Source organism: Xenorhabdus griffiniae, from assembly GCF_001028135.1.
Taxonomy (GTDB): Bacteria; Pseudomonadota; Gammaproteobacteria; order Enterobacterales; family Enterobacteriaceae; genus Xenorhabdus; species Xenorhabdus bakwenae.
Genome location: NZ_LDNM01000072.1, coordinates 1 through 22,554, shown reverse-complemented (window position 1 = coordinate 22,554; position 22,554 = coordinate 1). Strand labels below are relative to the sequence as shown.

Annotated in this window: 15 protein-coding genes and 2 tRNA genes; 6 read left to right on the top strand and 11 right to left on the bottom strand. The window is 42.9% G+C overall.

All coding sequences use genetic code 11. From position 1 onward, the window contains the following. Positions 1-26: 26 nt before the first annotated feature. From AAY47_RS14160 to nagB, 5 genes are all read right to left on the bottom strand, one after another. Positions 27-111: transfer RNA gene (locus AAY47_RS14160), tRNA-Leu, on the bottom strand. Positions 112-116: 5 nt separating this feature from the next. Continuing rightward, positions 117-193: transfer RNA gene (locus tag AAY47_RS14155), tRNA-Met, on the bottom strand. 156 nt (positions 194-349) lie between these two features. Then, positions 350-1,573, bottom strand: a complete 1,224-nt coding sequence (nagC, locus tag AAY47_RS14150) for a DNA-binding transcriptional regulator NagC (RefSeq protein WP_047770792.1) — start codon at positions 1,571-1,573, stop codon at positions 350-352. A gap of 12 nt (positions 1,574-1,585) precedes the next feature. Then, entirely contained in the window at positions 1,586-2,743 is a 1,158-nt protein-coding gene (nagA, locus tag AAY47_RS14145) for an N-acetylglucosamine-6-phosphate deacetylase (protein ID WP_047770791.1), read from the bottom strand. 24 nt (positions 2,744-2,767) lie between these two features. Further along, on the bottom strand, positions 2,768-3,574 hold the full coding sequence (nagB, locus tag AAY47_RS14140; protein WP_047770790.1) for a glucosamine-6-phosphate deaminase: 807 nt from the start codon (positions 3,572-3,574) through the stop codon (positions 2,768-2,770). Positions 3,575-3,946: 372 nt separating this feature from the next. Here nagB and nagE point away from each other — a divergent pair, with 372 nt between their 5' ends. From nagE to AAY47_RS14110, 6 genes are all read left to right on the top strand, one after another. Continuing rightward, positions 3,947-5,959, top strand: coding sequence for an N-acetylglucosamine-specific PTS transporter subunit IIBC (gene nagE, locus AAY47_RS14135; RefSeq protein WP_047770789.1), 2,013 nt, complete (start codon positions 3,947-3,949; stop codon positions 5,957-5,959). 432 nt (positions 5,960-6,391) lie between these two features. Beyond that, complete coding sequence (locus AAY47_RS14130; RefSeq protein ID WP_047770788.1) at positions 6,392-7,243, top strand: phytanoyl-CoA dioxygenase family protein; 852 nt, start codon at positions 6,392-6,394, stop codon at positions 7,241-7,243. 36 nt (positions 7,244-7,279) lie between these two features. Next, positions 7,280-8,026, top strand: coding sequence for a glycosyltransferase (locus tag AAY47_RS14125; RefSeq protein ID WP_047770787.1), 747 nt, complete (start codon positions 7,280-7,282; stop codon positions 8,024-8,026). Between the two features lie 273 nt (positions 8,027-8,299). Continuing rightward, entirely contained in the window at positions 8,300-9,529 is a 1,230-nt protein-coding gene (locus tag AAY47_RS14120) for a DegT/DnrJ/EryC1/StrS family aminotransferase (RefSeq protein ID WP_047770786.1), read from the top strand. A gap of 151 nt (positions 9,530-9,680) precedes the next feature. Continuing rightward, on the top strand, positions 9,681-11,348 hold the full coding sequence (gene glnS, locus AAY47_RS14115; protein ID WP_047770785.1) for a glutamine--tRNA ligase: 1,668 nt from the start codon (positions 9,681-9,683) through the stop codon (positions 11,346-11,348). A gap of 206 nt (positions 11,349-11,554) precedes the next feature. Further along, on the top strand, positions 11,555-14,260 hold the full coding sequence (locus AAY47_RS14110; RefSeq protein ID WP_047770784.1) for a beta-N-acetylhexosaminidase: 2,706 nt from the start codon (positions 11,555-11,557) through the stop codon (positions 14,258-14,260). Between the two features lie 148 nt (positions 14,261-14,408). Here AAY47_RS14110 and fur read toward each other — a convergent pair whose 3' ends face one another. The 6 genes from fur to AAY47_RS14080 form a co-directional block, all read right to left on the bottom strand. After that, on the bottom strand, positions 14,409-14,858 hold the full coding sequence (gene fur, locus AAY47_RS14105) for a ferric iron uptake transcriptional regulator (protein WP_047770783.1): 450 nt from the start codon (positions 14,856-14,858) through the stop codon (positions 14,409-14,411). Positions 14,859-15,044: 186 nt separating this feature from the next. Next, entirely contained in the window at positions 15,045-15,578 is a 534-nt protein-coding gene (gene fldA / locus AAY47_RS14100) for a flavodoxin FldA (RefSeq protein WP_047770782.1), read from the bottom strand. Between the two features lie 174 nt (positions 15,579-15,752). Further along, positions 15,753-16,043: a LexA regulated protein gene (gene ybfE / locus AAY47_RS14095; protein ID WP_047770781.1), complete on the bottom strand. Its 291-nt coding sequence runs from the start codon at positions 16,041-16,043 to the stop codon at positions 15,753-15,755. A gap of 258 nt (positions 16,044-16,301) precedes the next feature. Continuing rightward, positions 16,302-18,497, bottom strand: a complete 2,196-nt coding sequence (locus AAY47_RS14090) for a type I secretion system permease/ATPase (protein ID WP_083446764.1) — start codon at positions 18,495-18,497, stop codon at positions 16,302-16,304. Between the two features lie 2 nt (positions 18,498-18,499). Then, complete coding sequence (locus AAY47_RS14085) at positions 18,500-19,855, bottom strand: HlyD family type I secretion periplasmic adaptor subunit (protein ID WP_047770780.1); 1,356 nt, start codon at positions 19,853-19,855, stop codon at positions 18,500-18,502. Next, a complete protein-coding gene (locus tag AAY47_RS14080) occupies positions 19,848-21,917 on the bottom strand; it encodes a peptidase domain-containing ABC transporter (RefSeq protein ID WP_047770779.1) in 2,070 nt (689 codons plus the stop codon). Before AAY47_RS14080 ends, AAY47_RS14085 begins: the two co-directional genes overlap by 8 nt. Between the last annotated feature and the right edge of the window lie 637 nt (positions 21,918-22,554).

Genomic DNA, 22,554 nt, shown 5'->3' with positions numbered 1-22,554 from the left:
TGCTAAGTACAACCCGATAAAGAAAATGGTGCGGGAGGCGAGACTTGAACTCGCACACCTTGCGGCGCCAGAACCTAAATCTGGTGCGTCTACCAATTTCGCCACTCCCGCAAAGATGGTGGCTACGACGGGAATCGAACCTGTGACCCCAGCATTATGAGTGCTGTGCTCTAACCAGCTGAGCTACGTAGCCATCTTTTTTTTGCTTTGCCTTCACCGGCGGTGCGGGGCGCATTATGCGTATATCAGACAGATGCGTCAACTGCTTTTTTTAAGAAATATGCGCAAAATCGTTTGTTTGTTTGTCTTATAAGCGTTTTGTCGACAAAGCCGGCTAAAACGGTTGAAATTATCCGCCAAGAAGCTGTTGCAACAGTACACCATTAAGCATTGCCCGTTTTGTTAGTGCGAATGCACCAATTGCTGAACAGTGATTTAGTTCAGAAATCACCACAGGGAGGTCTTCGCGGAATGCTTTTAATACCTGAGTATTGATACTGCTTTTGATAGTCGGCAGCAATACCTGTTTTGCTTGCGTGATTTCTCCGGCAATTACCACCTTCTGGGGGTTAAAGAGGTTAATGGCGATTGAGATAGCCTTGCCAAGATAAAGCCCTACTTGCTTGATGACTTCGGTTGCCAGAGGATCACCCGCATTGGCGGCAAGACAAATTGCATGGATATTGCAATTATTCAAGGCAAGCTGGCTTGGGAACCCTTGGTGTAATTGTTGTTGTACTTTAGCCTCGATTGCTGAATTGGAAGCGATAGTCTCCAGACAACCAAAATTACCGCAATGGCAGCGTTCACCAAGAGGATCGATTTGGATATGGCCTATTTCACCCAGATTGCCGCGTTTGTTGAGCAAAATATTGTTGTTAACAATGACACCAGCCCCTGTACCGCGATGGATGCGTACCAGAATGGAATCTTCACAATCGCGTGTTGCCCCGAAATAATTTTCTGCCAATGCAAGGCTGCGAATATCATGACCAATAAAGCAGGGGGTATTGAAATGTTCTTTGAGATTCTTAACCAGAGACCAGTTATCTACCGTAATGTGTGGCATATAGCGGATGATACCTTGTTCAGGATCAACCAGGCCGGGAAGAATAATCGAAATGGCGATCAATTCACGGATCCGGCGCTGGTTTTTGTCGATGAAACTTTCAATGGCGTAAATAATTCGTCTCTCGACTTCTTGCTGACTCTTTTCCCGCACAGGATAATGTGTTTCTACTAACGTTTTGCCGCTCATATCAAATAGCGCCACCGTTGCATCATGGCGCCCAAGCCGGACTCCGATCGTATGGAAATGGCGTGTTTCGCTGATAATGGAGATTGCGCGTCTTCCGCCGGTGGAAGCCTGATGTTCGACTTCTTTTATCAGGCCGCGCTCTAACAACTGACGAGTAATTTTAGTTACGCTGGCAGGAGCAAGTTGGCTCTCTTCTGCAATTTGGATGCGTGATATTGGCCCATGCTGATCAATCAGGCGATAGACCACGGCACTATTTAGCTGTTTGACGAGATCGATATTACCAATTTGCTTCTGTGCATTTTCATTACTCATCAGTCTTTATACTCACGGTAGTTTGATTTCGTTTCCGTTAACGATGGTTTTGCAGATTTTGAAATCGTGAGTAAATGCGGTCAGGTTCGCTACCTTGCCGGATTCAATCGTACCGAGGTGTTTATCGATACCGATTGCGCGGGCAGGGTAAAGCGTCACCATTCGCAACGTTTCATCCAAAGCAATACCAACATACTCCACACTATTTTTGACACAATCAATCATTGTGATTGATGAGCCGCTCAGTGTTCCATTTTCATCAACGCATAAGCCATTTCGATAATATATTGTTTTATTGGCAAAGGTAAATTGTTCTATAGCATCGGGAGCAAGCCCGGCAGGAAGAATGGCATCTGTTACCAGGATAAGCTTTTCATTTTTTAATCTCTTGGAATTGCGGATATTTGGCCATGATACATGCATTCCATCACAGATTATGCCGGCATAGACTTCTGGGGAATCATAAATGGCACTCACCAGCCCAGGCAGGCGGCCAGAAATCGCAGGCATGGCATTATATAAATGGGTAGAGAAAGTCATGCCATGTTGGAAGCCATAACGAGCTTCTTCATAAGTCGCATTAGAATGGCCCGCAGAAACCGTAATCCCCGCATCGGCCAATTGCTGAATATATTGGCTTTCTACCCTTTCAGGCGCGAGCGTGATCTTGGTAATAACATCAGCATTCCGGCACAGGTAATTAACCATTTCAGCGGTAGGCTTGCGGATATAGGCGGTATTGTGCGTTCCTTTTTTTATTGGATTAATATAAGGCCCTTCCAGATGCAACCCTAATGCCTGATTAGGATTTTTTTGCAGATAGCGGCGCATCACTTCAATGGCTTTTATCATTAATTCATCGGGGCTGGTGATGAGGGTAGGTAAGAAACTGGTACAACCGTAGCGCTGATTGGTTTTCTGCATAGTATGCAGAGTTTCTTCTGAAATATCTTCCAACCGTTCATTAAACTGGACTCCACCACAACCGTTCACTTGTAGGTCAATAAATCCTGGTGCGAGATTTGCGCCATGTAAATCGTGTTTTTCAATCTCTTCTGGCAGCGCGTTTAGCGGGCAGACTTGTTTAATCAAACCATCTGCAATAATGACGGCATGGTTATCGAGCCTGTCATATCCGGTATAAATAATGCCATTGGTTAATGCATACATTGATATCTTAACTCCTGGATCAGTTTAGCTGGCGAATTCATTAACGATATCGGCCTCTAACTGGTGAAAATACTTCACTGTCTTTACTTTCAGTTCCATAGTGGCGGGTTCATCACAGACAATCAGTGATTTTGGATGCATCTGGAGGCAACTGATTGTCCACATATGGTTAATATTCCCTTCTACTGCGGCTTGCAAGGCTTGCGCTTTATTCATTCCGGTTGCCAGGATCATAATTTCTTCAGCATCCATTAAAGTACCCACACCAACGGTTAATGCATATTTGGGAACTTGCGCTATTTCATTATTGAAAAAACGGGAATTGGCCGTCCGCGTCTCAATAGTCAGTGTCTTAATGCGTGTGCGTGAAGAAAGAGAAGATGCCGGTTCATTAAAGGCAATATGCCCATCATTACCAACACCGCCCATAAATAAATGTATCTTGCCATAAGCCTGAATTTTATTTTCGTAACGTTGGCACTCAATCTCAATATCTTCTGTATTTCCGTTTAACAAATTGATGTTCTCTTTTGGAATATCAATGTGATTAAAGAAATTTTGGTACATGAATGAATGGTAGCTTTGAGGATGATCTTCCGGCAGACCTACGTATTCATCCATATTAAATGTCACAACATGCTTGAAGCTCACTTTTCCCGCTTGATACAGGGAAATCAGTGCCTTGTAAGTTGTCAATGGCGTGCTGCCAGTGGGAAGCCCAAGAACAAAAGGACGCTCAGAAGTTGGATTGAATTCATTGATTTTACTGGCAATGTAGTGAGCAGACCATCGACCAACATCACTTGCCGTAGTTAGAGGGATAAGCCTCATGATGACCCCTTAAAAAAGCATTCAATAGTTAATGACAAGAGCTATGCACGATACACCTGATTTTGGGATATCAATGTGGTGCGTGATAGCTGGGTGACAAAACCACACATCATACTGGTTCTAAATGGGGTTTTGTCGCATCCAATGCAATATAGATATTTTCAATAATAAAATAAGTTTTGCGTGCTAGCTAGATTTTTGATTAAAAATTTATCAAATCAGGTGACTTTAATCACATATCAGATGGATTTAATTTGCGATGAAAAATAATTTTTTTAGACTAAAAGTGTTTTAACAATAAATACATAAGTGATCGCATAACGTCATTGATTAACGAAAAGATGCTATTAACGGAGTTTCAAGGGGGCATAAGTGAATATTCTGAGCTACTTACAACGGATTGGACGGGCATTAATGGTGCCTGTGGCAACATTGCCTGCAGCGGCAATATTAGTGGGTATAGGTTATTGGATTGATCCAACGGGATGGGGGACCGATAATGCGTTGGCGGCACTGCTTATTACGTCAGGCAATGCCATTCTCGACAACATGGGGATGTTGTTTGCGATAGGGATTGCCTATGGAATGTCGAAAGATAAAGATGGAGCTGCTGCACTGGCAGGACTTATCGGATTTATTGTCGTCATGAAACTATGTTCTCCGGCAGCGGTGGCAATGATTAAGGGAATTCCGCTTGAGGAAGTCCCAAAAGCATTTGGCAAGATTAATAACCAATTTGTCGGGATTTTGGTGGGAACCTTTTCTGCTGAACTGTATAACCGCTACAGTAATGTAGAGCTACCACAAGCACTGTCTTTCTTTAGTGGTCGTCGTTTAGTCCCCATCTTGAACTCTTTCCTGATGATTATTGTGTCGTTTATCTTAATGTTTGTTTGGCCAATCGTTTATGACTGGCTGGTAGCATTCGGTGAGAGTATTACCAATCTTGGCTCCGTTGGGGCGGGTTTGTATGCCTTCTTCAATCGTTTATTGATACCAATTGGTTTGCATCATGCACTGAACTCAGTATTTTGGTTTGATGTCGCGGGTATCAATGATATTCCTAACTTCCTCGGTGGACAAAAATCCATTGAAGCAGGCACTGCGGTTATGGGTATCACTGGCCGCTATCAGGCTGGTTTTTTCCCGATTATGATGTTTGGCTTGCCAGGGGCGGCATTGGCGATTTACCACTGTGCTCGTCCGGAAAATAGAGCCAAAGTTGCCGGTATTATGATGGCAGGTGCATTTGCGGCCTTCTTTACAGGCGTAACTGAGCCACTTGAATTCTCTTTCATGTTTGTTGCACCCGTACTTTATGTGTTGCATGCCATCTTGACTGGGATTTCGGTTTACATTGCGGCTGCCATGCATTGGATTGCCGGTTTTGGCTTTAGTGCCGGGTTTGTTGATATGTTACTTTCCTCACGTAATCCGCTGGCGGTTCATTGGTACATGTTGATCCCACAGGGTTTGGTATTTTTCTGCCTTTATTATGTGGTTTTCCGTTTCACCATCAGAAAATTCAATTTAATGACCCCCGGGCGTGAGTTGTCAACGAGTGGCGATGAAGTTGCTATGGTGAAGAAAGGCCGTACTGTATCCAATATTGAGGAGGAAGCACGTCAATATATTGCGGCTGTGGGAGGGACAGATAATTTGACAAGTATTGATGCGTGTATCAGCCGATTGCGTTTGTCAGTTAAAGATTCAGGTTTAGTCAATAATCAATTGGTGAAACACCTCGGCGCGTCAGGGGTTATTCGCCTGAATAAACAGAGTGCCCAAGTCATTGTTGGACCCCGTGCAGAATTGATAGCTGATGCTATGCGTAACTTGTTAGCGAAAGGTTTCATTGCTGCATCAACAGAAATATTGCCATCTGAGTCTCAAACTTTAGGAAAAAAGAGTAACCCGCCGGCAGGCAGGCCTATTTTGACGTTAATGGCCCCGATGAGTGGTGAACTAGTTGATTTAGAGGATGTACCAGATGAAGCATTTTCTCGCAAGATAGTGGGGGAAGGTATTGCCATTAAACCCACGTCGGATACCGTTTTTGCTCCTATTGATGGTATGGTTGTGAAAATTTTTGATACTAATCATGCGTTTTGTATTGCCGCAGATAATGGTGTTGAAGTCATTGTCCATATAGGTATTGATACTGTCGCATTAAATGGAAAGGGATTTGAACGTTTAATTGAAGAAGGCGTAAAAGTAAAAGCAGGAGATGCAATATTGAGGTTGGATCTTGATTATCTGAACGCTAATGCTGGCTCTTTGATAAGCCCGGTTGTTATTAGTAATATTGATGACTATAAAGGGATTAATATTATTTCTAAGAATAATGTAACAGCTAACAAAGAGATTTTATTTCAAGTAATATAATAAATATTAGGTAATGAAAGTTAACTCCCTGGTTTATATAGGTGATCGTTTAGGCGATCACCATATGAAAGTGTAAGTTGCTTTTTAATGTGGGTTATTATGTGTTTTATATGTAATAAAAATAGTTATTATAGCAAGGCTAAAAAGGTGTTCTTAATCTAAATTAGGTTAAATTTTATTTTTATTGAAATTTTACTTTGTTTCAGTCGATTTTTTTTGATAAATTCATGTATGTTTATTGTTGGTTTTTTGTTTTTAAACTTATCCAATTATGTCTGATGGTAATAATTACAGTTAGAGCATAACGGGTAGCAAGCCTAAATAATATTTAGTTGAAATACGAAAGTGAGTTTAATAAAACATAAACTAAAAATAAAATCATTTTATGAAATAGTAACATATCGTATATAAAAACTAAGTAAGGTAAATAAAATGTCTAAAATCTTTTCTGAAGAAAAAATGAACGAATACTTAAAAAGTTGGAATAATAATGGCTATATAGTTATAGAGTCAGCTATAGATAGAGAACAGGTACAGAAAACAGTCGATGCTATATTTGATTTTCTTGAAATGGATGAAAATAAGCATATTGATTTTTATGATAAAAATATTCGTTCTCGCTCAGGAATTGATGAAATGGGACGAATTCCTTTTTACCATCATCAAACGTTATGGGATAATCGGCAAAATCAAATAATTTATTCGGTTTATGAAAAAATATTCGGGACAAAAGATCTATTGGTAAGCATTGATAGAGTCAACATGAATCCTCCCGTTAATGAGGATTGGAAATATGAAGGATTTATTCATTGGGATATTGATGTTTCAACGCGGCCATTGGAAAGGAAAATACAAGGTTTATTAAGTTTGACGGATGATGATGGAAACGCGGGTGGGTTCCAATGTGTCCCTGGGTTTCATAAAGTGATATATGAATGGTTATCCAAACAACCTGAAGGATATAATAGCAGGTTTCCAGATACGACAGGAATGAAAATTGAGTCGATTCCATTAAAGGCGGGTGATTATGTTATTTTTCATGGTGCATTACCTCATGGAAATAAACCCAATCTTTCTAATAAACCTCGGTTGGCTCAATACTTTTGTTGTTTTCCACGCACTGAACTTACTGAACAACAAATTTCAGAGAGAATTTCGGCCTATCAGAAAGGATTACCGACTACCTCTATAACAGGTAAGCCTTTCCCCACTAAGAAAGTAGAACAGCAAAGTACATCTGATATTAACTTAACAACATTAGGTAAATTATTGCTGGGGCTTTAATCATATTAACTCTAAGATGTTATAATGGAGAATAAAATGCATCATGTAGAGAATAATATTGATGTTTCAATTGTTTTGCCTAGGTATAATGAAAATTTTTTCATTATTGAAAAAACGATACAGCGTATCAGGAAGCTCCAAGAGATATTGAATGTACAAGTTATCATTGTCAACGATTCAAATAAAAATAACTTCCATGATCCCGATATTGTTAAAATAAAGAAGCAGTATTCTGACGTTATAGTTATCTCCAATTGTGGTAATTATGGTAAAGGGTATAGCATTAGGCGGGGAGTTGATCTGGCCATTGGGAAATATATCTTTTACACTGACATTGATTTTCCAATAAAAGAGAATGACTTTTTCAATGCATACCAAAACATTGAAACATCTAATATTGATTTAGTTATTGGAGAGAGATTCTCAAAAAATAAATCAAGGGCTAATTTGTATCGTAAAATAACAAGTAAATTATTTTTGAAATTGGTTAATTCCTTATTAAAGTGTGAGGTTTCTGATTCACAATGTCCATTCAAAATGATAAGGTCAGATCTGGCAAAAGAATTATTTTCTAAGCAAAAAATCAAAGGATATGCATTCGACGCTGAAATTATTTACCTGGCAAACAGGCTTTCTAAGAAACTATATCAAATTCCTGTTTCCTGGGAGGATACAAGGGAGAATTGGAGTTTGGTGAAAACATTGGCTAATTATAGTGTTATGATTTTAAGTGTTTTTTCCATTAAAATTTATTGGATTGTCAATGATCCTAAAATACTATAATGGGTATTTAGTCAGTGTTTTCTGATTTAAACATTATCAGGCACACAAAAATAATGCTTCCCAGCCATGCAGTTGCTTCTATTGTAACATGTGGATATTTCGGAATTATGATTGGACCTGCTTTAATCGGATTTATTGCGTATGATTTTGATTTGTAAGTCGCGTTTTATATATTATCTGTTGGTGCATTAATTATGCAGTTAAATGCCAATTTAATAAGAACACATTGATTTAATGAAAATTTATTTACTATAAAAATTAAGGAGTATTATTATGAATTTCCCTCAATGGCCTTGCTTTGCAGAAAAAACACTTAACGATATTCAAATGCCACTTTTATCTGGTCAGGTTAATTATTGGACCGGAAAGAAAGGTATGGAGTTTGAAAATAAATTTGCTGATTGGATTGGCGCAGAAATGGCGATTTCCTGTAATTCAGGTACTTCCGCCGTTAATATTGCAGTGGGTGCATTAAATATTGGCCCAGGCGATGAAGTAATTGTTCCTTCTTACACCTTTATTGCCACCTCTTTTGCGGTTTTACAATGTGGGGCTATTCCTATTTTTTGTGATACGACAGAAGAACACACGATTGATCCTAACAAAATTGAGGCACTGATTACGTCCCGCACCAAAGCGATTATCGTTGTTCACCTTTATGGGGTGGTATGCGATATGGACCCGATTATGGCTATTGCCCGTAAGCATAATCTTAAGGTGATAGAGGATAGCGCTCAATGCTTAGGTGGAAAATATAAAGGAAAATCGGTTGGCACAATGGGTGATCTTGGAACCTTTAGCTTCTGCCAGTCAAAACATTTTACGACGGGCGGAGAAGGGGGCATGGTCGTCACCAATAATACCGAAATTGGTTGGGAATGCCGAGCCTATCGCGATCATGGCTTTGATGTGAGAAGAAAATTTGATCTTCTCGCCTTGGAAGAAGTTTCATGGCATGTACATAATCGCATTGGTTACAACTATCGGATGACTGAAATCCAATCGATCATTGGAATTAATGAATTGGAGCGATTCGATAATTGGAATATGAAAAATCGTCAGCAATATGCCAAGATTTACGATGAAAAATTCGCCAATATCGATTTGATCGGTAGTTTGCCGTTGAATTCCGAAGATAGATGCAATGCTTACTGGTTATATCCGATAGTGTTTGATTTGCACAAATTGGATTGTACGGCTGAGGTCATTTTAAGTGACTTGAAAAAGATAGGTGTTCCTGCATTTAAGATCCAATGGCCAGAGGCTTATGGGGAAAAAGTATTCAAAGAATTGCGTGGCTTTGGTTCAGTGAATTTCCCTTTCCATTCGACAGAATATACTTCACCGGAATCGGTCAATTATCTCGATGTGGTGTGTGAAACCGCACGTTCTTTATTACCCAGAACGATCAGCCTGTATTTGCATCCTAGCTGGGATGAAAAACATATTGTTTATTGTGCAGATCAATTAATTGCGGTATTGAATAATCATCGAATTGGTTGATTTTGTAGCGGGAAGACGCAGTTGCTTCCCGCTTTTACACTTTAACTTCACCCATTCCGCCATTTCCCACGAACAAAGTATTGTTTCTCGGTTCAGCTTATTAGATTATAGAAGGTTATGTTAAAGCGCTTTTTGCATTGAGGAAAAAACGATGAGTGAGGCAGATGCCCGCCCGACAAACTTTATTCGTCAGATTATTGACGAAGATCTGGCAACAGGTAAACATACATCCGTACATACCCGTTTCCCACCTGAACCTAATGGTTATCTGCATATTGGCCATGCCAAATCGATCTGCCTGAATTTCGGCATCGCTCAAGACTATCAGGGACAATGCAACCTCCGTTTTGACGATACAAATCCCGTCAAGGAAGATATTGAGTACGTTGAATCGATTAAAGCTGACGTTCAGTGGCTGGGATTCCAGTGGAGTGGGGATATTCGCTACTCGTCTGACTATTTCGATATCCTGTATCAATACGCCATTGAATTAATCAATAAAGGTCTGGCGTATGTCGATGAACTGAGTCCTGAAGAGATCCGCGAATATCGCGGTACTTTAAAAGAGCCGGGCAAAAACAGCCCGTCTCGTGATCGCAGCGTAGAAGAAAACCTGGCCCTGTTTGAAAAAATGCGTGCTGGTGAATTTGCCGAAAGCAAGGCATGTTTGCGTGCCAAAATTGATATGGCTTCCCCGTTCATGGTTATGCGTGATCCGGTCATCTACCGTATCAAATTCGCAGAGCATCACCAGTCAGGCAATAAATGGTGCATCTACCCGATGTACGATTTTACACACTGCATTTCCGATGCGCTGGAAGGGATCACCCATTCTATCTGTACACTGGAATTCCAGGATAACCGCCGTTTGTACGATTGGGTATTGGATAACATTACGATTGATTGCCATCCACGCCAATACGAGTTTTCTCGCCTGAATCTGGAATATACGGTGATGTCCAAGCGTAAGCTTAACCAGTTGGTGACAGAAAAGATTGTTGATGGTTGGGATGACCCACGTATGCCAACTATCTCTGGATTACGTCGTCGTGGTTATACTGCGGCTTCTATCCGTGAGTTCTGCTGCCGTATTGGTGTGACTAAGCAGGATAACAACGTTGAAATGGCAGCTTTAGAATCCTGTATCCGTGACGACCTGAACGAACATGCACCACGTGCGATGGCGGTGCTTGATCCGGTGAAACTGGTGATTGAGAACATGCCGGAAGGTGAAGTTATTCTGACAATGCCTAACCATCCGAATAAACCAGAAATGGGCAGCCGTGAAGTGCCGTTCAGCCGTGAACTGTACATTGACCGTGCAGATTTCCGCGAAGAAGCAAATCGTCAATATAAGCGCTTGGTTCTGGGTAAAGAAGTACGCCTGCGCAATGCGTATGTGATTAAAGCAGAACGTGTTGAGAAAGATGCAGAAAGCAATATCACCACGATTTATTGCCAGTATGACGAGCAAACCCTGAATAAAGATCCCGCCGATGGACGCAAAGTTAAGGGCGTCATTCACTGGGTAAGCGCTGCACACGGCGTACCAGCGGAATTCTATCTGTATGACCGTCTGTTCAGCGTGGCGAACCCAGGGGCAGAAGATGATTTCTTGTCTACGATCAATTCAGGATCTCTGGTGATCCGTAAGGGATTTGTAGAACCAGGGTTGGTAAATGCATTGCCGGAAATAACCTATCAGTTTGAGCGTGAAGGTTATTTCTGTGCTGATAGCGGCCTCTCAAGTGCTGAACATCTGGTTTTTAACCGCACAGTTGGCCTGCGTGATACTTGGGCAAAAATCTCACAAGAGTAATAACCTCACTCCGTACACAAAAAAGCGTGATTATTTTCACGCTTTTTTTACTTAATAGCCGCGTAATGAAAATTAACTCCTTCCGCTAAGATTAAAAATTGCCTTATAGTCACATATTATATAGGGTTATTGCCTGGTCAAACTTGTACATTATTTATCCCAGAATTTACCCATCGAAAAAATAATAAGTTCGGACGAGGTAATTTATGAAACCCATTAAATTACGTACCTTGGCAGCCTTCATCACGGCAGTTGGATTTATCGGCAGCGCCCATACAGAAATGACATCGGCAATGTCGCCGCAGGACTCAATGTCATCACAACAGATCGTGGATTTACTGAGCCAGTTAAAAGTCAATTTCAACGTCATTGATAATCAGGCGGGTTCACATGGTACAGATTGTGCCATTCTTGGCGCTGATTCGGCGGCCTGTAATCGGGTCAACATCATCTTGAGCAATGGTGATCAGGCAATCAACGCTTCTGATTGGGCGCTCTATTTTCACAGTATTCGCCAAATACTGAAACTGGACCATGATCAATACAAAATCACTCCTATTACGGGTGATTTACATAAACTGGAACCGACGAAAAAATTTACGGGCATCAAAGCCAATGAAAAGGTTGTGCTACCGATTATTGGTGAATATTGGCAGATTTACAGTACAGATTTTATGCCGCGTTGGTATGCGACTTCCGGTGATGCTGCGCCCAAAGTACTGGCTAATACCGATACTGAAAACATCAGCCAATTTTTATCTGATCTGGAAGGTGAACAGTGGAAACGGACCACAACGGATAACAATATCCTGATGACGCCAGAAAACCGCTTTGCCAACAACCAGCAGGTGGCAACAATCAATGAAGATAAGCTGCGGGGGCAGATTATTCCGACACCGAAAGAACTTTCCATTTATTCCCAGGATGTGGATTTATCCCGTGGCGTGAAATTAGAGTTGGGTGGATTGAGCGGTGAATCGGTTGACGTGATCAGGGAACGTTTCAACGCCCATGATATTCATTTAACCGATAACGGTTATCAAATAGCGACCCAAATCAACGCAGACCAATTGACTAAACCTTGGCGAGCAAAAGGCGCATATTCACTGGAAATTACCACCAAAGGGACACAAATTGTCGCATTTGACCAGTCTGGCGTATTTTATGGCCTGCAATCACTGTTTTCCTTGCTTCCCGCCAATGGAACGCCAAAGATTGCGACACTGACGGCAAAGGATGCCCCACGGTTTGAATATCGTGGCGTGTTCCTTGATGTTGGACGAAATTTTCATAGTAAAGAAGCCGTTCTGCGTCTGCTTGATCAAATGTCCCACTATAAGCTGAACAAGTTCCATTTTCATTTGAGTGATGATGAAGGCTGGCGTTTGGAAATCCCGGGCTTACCGGAATTGACAGAAATCGGCAGTCAACGTTGCCATGATTTGAGTGAGACCCGGTGCTTATTACCACAATTAGGATCAGGGCCAGACAGCAACAATATGGGAAGTGGTTATTTTAGCCGTCAGGATTACCTTGATATTCTGAACTATGCCAAAGCGCGCCAGATAGAAGTTATCCCAGAAATTGATATGCCCGCCCATGCTCGTGCCGCGGTGATGTCAATGGAAGCACGTTATAAGCAGCTTATGGCACAGGGCAAAGAGCGGGAAGCCAATGAATATCGTCTGCTTGATCCGACAGATACCTCGAAGACAACCTCCGTGCAATTCTATGATCGCCACAGTTATCTTAACCCGTGCATGGACTCTTCAACGCGGTTTGTCGATAAAGTGATTAGCGAAATTGTTGCCATGCATAACGAGGTCGGTCTGCCGTTGAATACATGGCATTTTGGTGGGGATGAGGCGAAAAATATTCGTTTAGGCGCTGGATATCAGGATAAAGATGGACCGATTGTGCCAGATAAGGGGATTATCAACCGGAAAATTGAAAACAAGCCGTGGGCAAAATCTCAGGCTTGTCAGAAAATGATAGCGCAAGGTGTCATTAAAGAGGTTGATGAACTTGCCAGCTATTTTGCCATTGAAGTCAGCAAAATCGTCAATAACCGTGGTATCAACACCATGCAGGCATGGCAGGATGGCCTGAAACATGCCAAATCGGCAAAAGATTTCGCCACTAAACAGGTTGCGGTGAACTTCTGGGATACCCTGTATTGGGGAGGTTATGATTCTGCCAGTGACTGGGCGAATAAGGGCTATCAAGTTGTGGTTTCCAGCCCCGATTATCTCTATCTGGATATGCCATATGAAATCCATCCGAAAGAGCGAGGCTATTATTGGGCGACCCGCTTTAATGATGAGGCGAAAATTTTCAGCTTTGCCCCGAACAATCTGCCACAAAATGCTGAAACCTCGATGGATCGTGATGGCAATGACTTTAATACCCATAGCAATAAACGCTGGCCGGGGGCTTATGGTATGTCGGGGCAATCGTGGAGTGAAACCGTGCGTACCGATGAACAAATGGAATATATGATCTATCCACGCTTACTGTCGCTGGCGGAACGGGCATGGCATCAGGCGGAGTGGGAGCAGAATTATCAGCAGGGCAGGGAATATAAAGGCGGAATAACGCATTATGTTGATACGGCTCTCCTGCAACAAGACTGGGAACGCTTTGCCAATCTGGTAGGGCAGCGTGAACTGGCTAAACTGGATAGCGCGAAAATTTTCTATCGTTTGCCTGTACCTGGCGGCAGAATTGTTTCTGAAACGCTGGAAGCGAATATCGCATTACCGGGGGTGGTTATTCAATACTCATTGGATAATGGAAAAACATGGCAGGCTTATCATGACAGACAGCGGCCTCATGTCAGCGGCAATGTGAAAATTCGTTCTGTCAGTACTGATGGAAACCGTTTTAGCCGCATAGATGAAGTTAAATTCTAACGATTTTTTGAGGTATGAGGGCAATAAATTGATAAAGCAACCTGCCGATTAGCGTGATAATTAATCGGCAGGTTGCTTATTCAGACAAACAACTTATTCAGATGTATAAATAGCGGAAGCGAATGACTTTATTGTCAGCGCTTGTTTATCATGCTTTTGCATCATGAAGCGAGCTATCTTTGCGGCAATCACCATCAGCACAGTGACCATATAAATAAAGACTGTGGTTTGAGAGCTTAATTCCATAGCGTTCAGCGATGTTTTTCTGACGCTCTTCAATGAATTCATCACTAAATTCAATGACCTTACCGCAGTCGAGACAAATCAGGTGGTCATGATGATGTTGCTGGGTGAGTTCAAAAACCGATTTGCCGCCTTCAAAATTGTGGCGTGTCACAATGCCGGCGTCATCAAACTGGTTCAACACGCGATAGACAGTGGCGAGGCCAATCTCTTCACCGATATCAATCAGCTTTTTGTAGAGATCTTCCGCACTGACATGATGGCATTCTGGGTCCTGTAACACTTCCAGAATTTTCAGTCGTGGAAGCGTTACTTTAAGTCCAGCATTTTTCAATGCTTTATTGTTGTCGGTCATGCGGATTCAATCCTGTAACTTGAGTTAAGTGAACTTATGATACTTGGGGGTATCGTGAGGGAATCATGATTCTGTTTCACGTTGCTGATTATAGGCATGGATATTAAAAATGAAAACCATGCCTATTCATATATCATGACACATTATGCAAGAATAATCCTGCCTGAAAGGGCTTTTCTCTTCTTATTAAACGCCGAGGATCTCTGACAGGCTCATTTCAGTCTTGATCTGTTGTACCCATGCTTCAACGCGCTCATCCGTCAATTCTGGTTGACGATCTTCATCAATGGCCAGGCCAATAAAGTGGTTATCATCGGCCATGCCCTTAGAGGCTTCAAAGTGATATCCTTCGGTTGACCAGTGGCCTACAATAATGGCACCACGAGGTTCAATAATATCACGAATGGTGCCCATAGCATCACAGAAGTATTCTGCATAATCTTCCTGATCACCACAGCCGAACAAGGCAACCAGTTTTCCTTCGAAATTGATCTCTTCCAGTGTTGGGAAGAAATCATCCCAGTCACACTGAGCTTCGCCGTAATACCAGGTTGGGATGCCAAGCAGCAAGATATCGAGGGCTTCAATGTCTTCTTTGCTGCTTTTGGCAATATCGTGGACTTCAGCAACATCAGCACCGCCCAATTTTTCTTGGATCATTTTGGCGATGTTCTCTGTGTTGCCTGTATCGCTGCCGAAGAATATACCTATTATTGCCATAAAATGGGTTAACCTCTTGTTTTATTTGTGTATTAAGTCTATACACATCACGCTGAAATCAGCTGGAAAAATGTCAGTTTCAGTAACATGAAAAGCGTTATTCTGACCAAACATCCATGACAAATCTGTCAGATTTGTGTGGTGACACCGCTTCATTGTGTTTAATAAAAGCCGTTAATCGGCAAGGTGATTTTTTTCTGTCAGTTGGGCTAATAACATTTGTTCAATCAATTCACTGCGGCTAATGTTGCGCTGTTTTGCCAGATGGTTTAGTGCATCAACGGCATCTTCATTAAGTTTGAGTTCCACTCGACGCAATCCTCTGACTTTATCTCGTCGCAACTGGTTGCGTTTATTGATCCTAAGCTGTTCATCCCTGGACAGCGGATTTGTTTTAGGTCGCCCGGGCCTGCGTTCATCTGCGAACAAATCCAGTGTGGTGCGATCAGTTTGTTCTTTTGCCATAAATTCAATTGATAATGGGCGTGTACCAATAATATAGCGGGCAATAATACCTTAGCTGGACGCGTGTCGCTACTAGTTGATGAGAGAGATTGTTGGAATGGCTCAAACGACATTTACATTTAGGATCGATGATATCCCTGACCCGAATGATATCGGGTGACTGTTCTTAGTCGAGTGGTGAGAGAGACTTGCTTCATGATGAAAGGCATTCTCAAGCGAAACAAGTCTCCTATTTTCAATACATTTCTTTTTCAGTCATCACTTCGTTTGTTGATACCAAAGTTGTGCATATAAGCCATTTTGCTGCACCAGAGCATCATGTGAACCTGATTCAGCGATGTTTCCCAAATCTAAAACGAAAATCTTATCGGCATGGCGGAGAGTATTTAGTCGGTGAGCAATGCTGATCACCGTTCGGTTGCGGCATATCTCAGCCATATTGCTCATGATGGCCGCTTCGGATTCATAATCCAGCGCGGAAGTGGCTTCATCGAGGATTAAGATCTTGGGATCACTCAGTAACGCCCTTGCTAAGGCGATACGCTGCCGTTGTCCACCAGAAAGATTCCCCCCTTTTTCACCAACCGGATGCGCAAATTTATGGGGAAACGCATTAATGAAATCAACCGCGCCCGCTAAGGCTGCTGCCCGATAAACTTCTTCATCACTGGCATTGGGCTTGCACAGGCGGATATTATCCGCAATGCTGCCGGAAAACAGAATACTCTCCTGCAACACCACACTCATATTACGGCGCAATGATACCGGGTCGGCAACGGCTAAATCCATGCCATCCACCAAAACCTGACCGTGTTGTGGCACATATAAGCGCTGCAACAAGCGGGTCAATGTACTTTTGCCGGAACCTGATGGCCCTGTAATACCAATAAATTCTCCGGCTTTAATTTCCAGTGACAAATTTGCCAGCACCTCCGGCGTATCTGCATGGTAACGGAAGCGGATATTGCGAAATTCAATCTGGCCTGCCAGTTCGGGTGCTGATGCCAGCCCTTGTCTACTGCTTTCCATTGGCTCATCAAGAATATCCCCCACTCGCCGCAGAGCGATCAGGGTATGTTGGAAGTCTTGCCAGACTTGCGCCAGTCTCAGGATGGGTTGGGTAACGTGCCCCGCCAGCATATTAAAAGCAATTAATTCACCCGGGGACAAATCTCCATCAAGTACACCCCGGACTCCCCACCACAGAAGCAGGGCGGCAACCACTTTTTGGATCAGCTCAATCCCTTGTCCCGCTGCCAGCCCGCTTTTTTGGGCGGTAAAGCGCTGGATTAACTGCTGGCTCAGTACTTTTTGCCATTGGTGCAAAAAGCGCTTTTCAGTGGCAGTCGTTTTGATGGTTTCAATCCCCGTGACTGCTTCTGTCAGGAAGCTGGTGGCATTGGCATCGGCTTCATACTCTTTTTCTACCTTGCGCCGAATAATGGGACCGACGACGATCCAGAGCAAGAAATAGAGCACCAGCGAACTGATGACAAGGCATGTCAGCTGGGAAGAGTAATGAAACATCACGCCCAGAAACAGAATGATGAAAATCAGGTCAAGCAACAGCATAAGGGTAGAACCGGTCAAAAATTGACGGATCTGCGCCATTTCTCTAACTCTGGCGATGATTTGCCCTGTTTGCCGTTGTTTGAAATAGGGTAAGGGTAATCCTACAAGATGACGATATAGCTTGCCGGAGAGTTCAGCATTGATTTGGCTGGCCGTATGCCCAAACACGGTATTGCGCAGGAACCCATACAGGGGTTCTGCCAGTGCCAGTGCCAGCATCGCCATACCCAGCACATGCAGGCTGGAAATACTCCGCCCAACCAACACCTTGTCAATGACATTTTCAAATAACAAGGGAGCAGCCAGGGCAAAAAGTTGCAATACAATGGCATACAGGAAAATATCCCGTAACTGGTTTTTCTGCCTGAAAATAGAGGGATAAAACCAGCTTAGTCCAAATTTAACCTGTTGCCTGGTCAGGGATTTATCCGCCACCAGTAGCACCTTGTATTCGTTAGATTGGCTGCCACTCGTTTGTTCATCGTGCAATAATGCATGCACTCCATATTTTTCGGTGACAGGATCGAACAGCGTAAATGTGTCAGGATGAATTTCTGACAATACCCACCAGCGCTGCTCCAGTTCAACCAATGCAGGTAAAGGTAATGTGGCGGCGGTATCCGGTGTCAGGCGTTCAAACTTGCTGTGTAGCCCAATGGCATCTGCTGCTTCACGTAGCTGCGGATCGGTCAGTGCTAGCGAGTCTACCCCCAGAATAAGGTGTAATTGCCCGACAGAAGCCACTTTGTGAAACTGTTTCCCCAAATGGGCGATACAATCCAGCGCATAATTGTTTGCATTGATATTGCTATTTGCACCGATTGGGTTGCCGGATTTTGGGTCTGTATCTGAGCTACAGGTGAAGGAAAAAGTGTCAGACATGATTATTTTTCCCTTAACGCTTCAGATTGATATTCCTGAATGGGACTGAGCAGATAATCAATCACGCTTCGCTGATCGGTTTTGATTTCCGCAACGATGGACATCCCTGCCGTGATTTCGACAGGTTTCCCATCGACCATAATATTGTTCTGTTTGAGGCTGATTTGTGCAGGAAAAACCAGACCTAGCTGTTCATCGGTGGTGGAGTCCCGCGAAATACTCAGTAATTCTCCTTCAATCGTGCCATAGCGGGTATAGGGGAAAGCATCGACTTTGACTGTGACAGGTTGACCGGGCCGGACAAAACCGACATCTTTATTTAAGATCTGGATCTCAGCGAGTTGTACATGTTCATCAGGAACAATCACCATCAAATTCTGCGCAGGTTGCAGGACAGCGCCGAGAGTATGGACAGTTAATTGTTGAACTGTGCCAGTGACGGGAGAGCGCACCACTTCAAGATCTTCCCGTTCCTGCATTTTCGACATTTCTTGTTGTGTTAATGCCCGCTGTATCTCTGCCTGTTTTCTTTTCTCAAACCATTCCCGCTCTTTGGTTATTTTGGTGCCCTGTAAACGTTGTTCCAGACTTTTATACTTGGACATCAGAATATCGAGTTCCGATTTTTGTTGAGCGATCAGCCTGTCTGTTTCCAGAAGTTCCTTTTCTTGTTCCAGATATTCCACCTTGCTGATGACCTGCTTTTGGCTCAATGTTTTTCTGGCCTGCAAGCGCTGGTTGATATTGGTGCGCAGGTTGGTTAATGAGCGTATATCGCTGTTTCGTGCTTGTTGGGAAGTCTGGTTCTCTGCCATTTCCGCGTGGATAGTGGAAATAATGGATTCAAATTCCTGCTTTTCGTGAGCGTAATGCGCTAGAATGCTTTCCTGTTTATCGGCGGATTGCTGCTGGAAAAGCGGCAGAAGTTCAGGGGCTTGTCTTTCAAGCAGTGCCTGGTAATGGATTTCCTCTTCCATCAGATAGTCGAGATTCTCGCTCAAACGGGCAATATCCTGATTGACCCCGAGCGTATTGAGCGTCAGCAGTGGCGTATCCTTCTCAATGTGTTGACCATTTTTGACATGAATGGCCATCAGGCGGCTCTGTTCGTAAGCCTGAATGATTTGGGAACGACCCGACGCGATCAAACGGCCGGTTGCGGTTGCCTGCACATCCAGTTTCCCCAGACAAGCCCATAACAGGGCGACCAGAACGCTAATGCTTAAGGTGATGGCCGTATAACGGGCGAACGGCGAAGGTGGACGTTGTGACAACGCCAGGTGAGTTGGTAAAAAATCATAATGCGCTTTGGCAGGACGTAACCGCTTGATCCCTTTGCGCAAGATAGCCTTAAACATAGGCCGGCTCCTCCTGTTGTATTTCCTGTTTTAGTTCTTGTTGTAACTGCCAAAGTTTCCGATAGTGTTTGCCTTGTTGCAGAAGCTGTTCATGGCTACCCTGTTCGATGATTTGGCCCTGGTGTAATACGATGATCCGGTCACATTGGCGTACCGTGGAAAGCCGGTGGGCGATGGTGATGACCGTTCTGCCTTGGGCAATTTTAGCCATATTAGATTGAATAATGGCTTGTGATTCATCATCCAGCGCACTGGTGGCTTCATCAAGGATCAGGATTTTGGGTTCTGACAACAGGGTTCTGGCAATCGCCAAACGTTGTCGCTGGCCGCCTGATAGCGATTGCCCACCTTCCGCGATCACGGTGTCATATCCCATCGGCAATCTGAGGATAAAATCGTGTGCCCCAGCCAGCGTTGCCGCTTCGATGACCGCAGATAACGGGGCATCAGGGCAGGATTGGGACAAATTCTCATACACCGTTTTATTAAATAGAAAGTTTTCCTGCAAAACGATGCCGATCTGCTGCCTGAGGGATTCAATATTGACGTTTTGCAAGGGAATGCCATCCAGCGTGATAGCCCCACTTTCCGGGGTATAAAGCCGCAACAGCAAACGTGCCAGGGTGCTTTTCCCTGAACCCGAGGTGCCAACAACGCCGACGGTTTCCCCCGCCCGGATAGCCAGCGTGAAATGGTTAATGGTGGGGGGGAGATCGGGTTGATAGCGAAAGACAATATCCGAGAATGAAATTGCCCCGTGTAACGTAACCTGTTCATTGCCTGATTGCTGCTCGGTTGGCAGGTTCAGCATATCTCCCAGCTTCTCAATGGCAATGCGTGAACGGATAAATTGCCCCCAGAGTTGCACCAGCTTAGCCAGGGGTTGCTGGGTGTGGCTGACCATCATATTAAAGGCGATCAGTTGACCAATGGTCATATGCAGGGAAAGCACTTCCGACGCACCCAGCCAGATAATGACGGCACTGGTGACTTTTTGTAACATCATCACCAGATGACCGGAACGATTATCCCACTGCTGTACCTCATAACTGGTGCTGACCATCTTTTCCGTCTGGCTGTCCCAGCGGCGGATAAAGCGGGGTTCAGCGGCGAGGCTTTTCAGCGTCTCGGCACCGGCCACGGTTTCGGTCAGGAAAGAGGTATTCATGGCGGCATGGGTGAACTGTTTTTCCACTGCCTTTTCAATTTTTGGTGTCACCCACCAGGCCAGCAGGGCATAGCAAGGTAGAGTAAGCAGGAAGAGCAAGGTCAGCGTACCGGACAGCAGGCTCATGACATAAATAAAGACGAACATGAACAAAACGTCGATACACAAGGTGAACATGGAGCCGGTTAAAAACTCGCGGATCGTTTCCAGCTCCCGCACTCGTGTCACAATTGCACCTACCTGGCGGGATTTAAAAAACAGCAATGGCAGGCCAAACAGGTGGTTAACCAGCTTCAACCCCAGTTTGATATCAATCCGGTTGGCGGTGTGGGCATACTGGTATTCCCGCAATCCCCGCAGAATGATTTCAACCAGGCCCGCCGTTACCAGCCCAAAAATCAGTACATCTAATGTGGAAAATGCCTGATGCACAAGCACTTTGTCCATGACAACTTGCACCACCAGAGGAGAGATAAGTGCCAGGATTTGTAGAATGAAGGAGAACAGGAGAATCTCCTTCAGGTTCTTTTTTTGTCTGACAAATTCAGGAATAAACCAGCGGATATTAAATTGATTGCTTTTTTGTTTTATTTTTATCCACTTGCCGCTCCATAGATTGATAAATTCTTCTTTACCTAATATCTCCGGTGTTTCCTGATAAGGTTTTTGGATTAATACCCGTTGCTCATCATATTTTGCCAGAATGAAAGGTTGCCCATCATGGCTAAATAAAATGGCCGGCAGAGATATGGCACCTAACTGATTATTTATAGAGTATTTATTTTTGATTTTAATATTACATTCTTTTTGGATCTTATTCAGAGTGGAAATATAATCATCACCATCATTTACGTTTTTAGTTGCTATGATTGCATGATCCCTATTAGATATCATTATTATTAATTTAATTAATGATATTATTGTTTTTTCTATTTCATTCATTAAGTCAAATCTGTTTTAAATAAAAAATTACACTTTCGATATAAAGGGATAACCTGAAAACCAGTGAAATGTTATCTTTGTTGAAGAATTTTAACAAATCCATTAAGTAATATTATCTGTTATCAAAAGCCTGTGAATGTGAATCATTGGGACAAAATATAGGGTATAAACAGATAATTTACTATTTATATGTTGATCTTAGCCAATAAATAGAGATATCTTTATCCGAATCTGACATTAAAGCCTGATGGTATACTTTACTGGCTATTTTGTATTTTGGATAGTTATTTAAAAATGAGAGTTATTTAAAAATGAGAGTTATTTAAAAATGATAGCTCTTTCAAGATAATAACGCTTGAACAATAAGGGAAATATAAATGACTTTAGCTTACTCCGATAAGTTGGAGTTATCAGGTTTAATCATAAATGAACCCATATACACTATGGTTTTATTTATGATTTAATCATTTTAATTTAATGCAATCTTAACATTAAATTAATATTTATTTAATGGATAATGCTATGTCTGAAAAATTTGTACAAACCATCTCAAGTGTTAATTATAACAAAGGCGTATTCTCTCTTTATT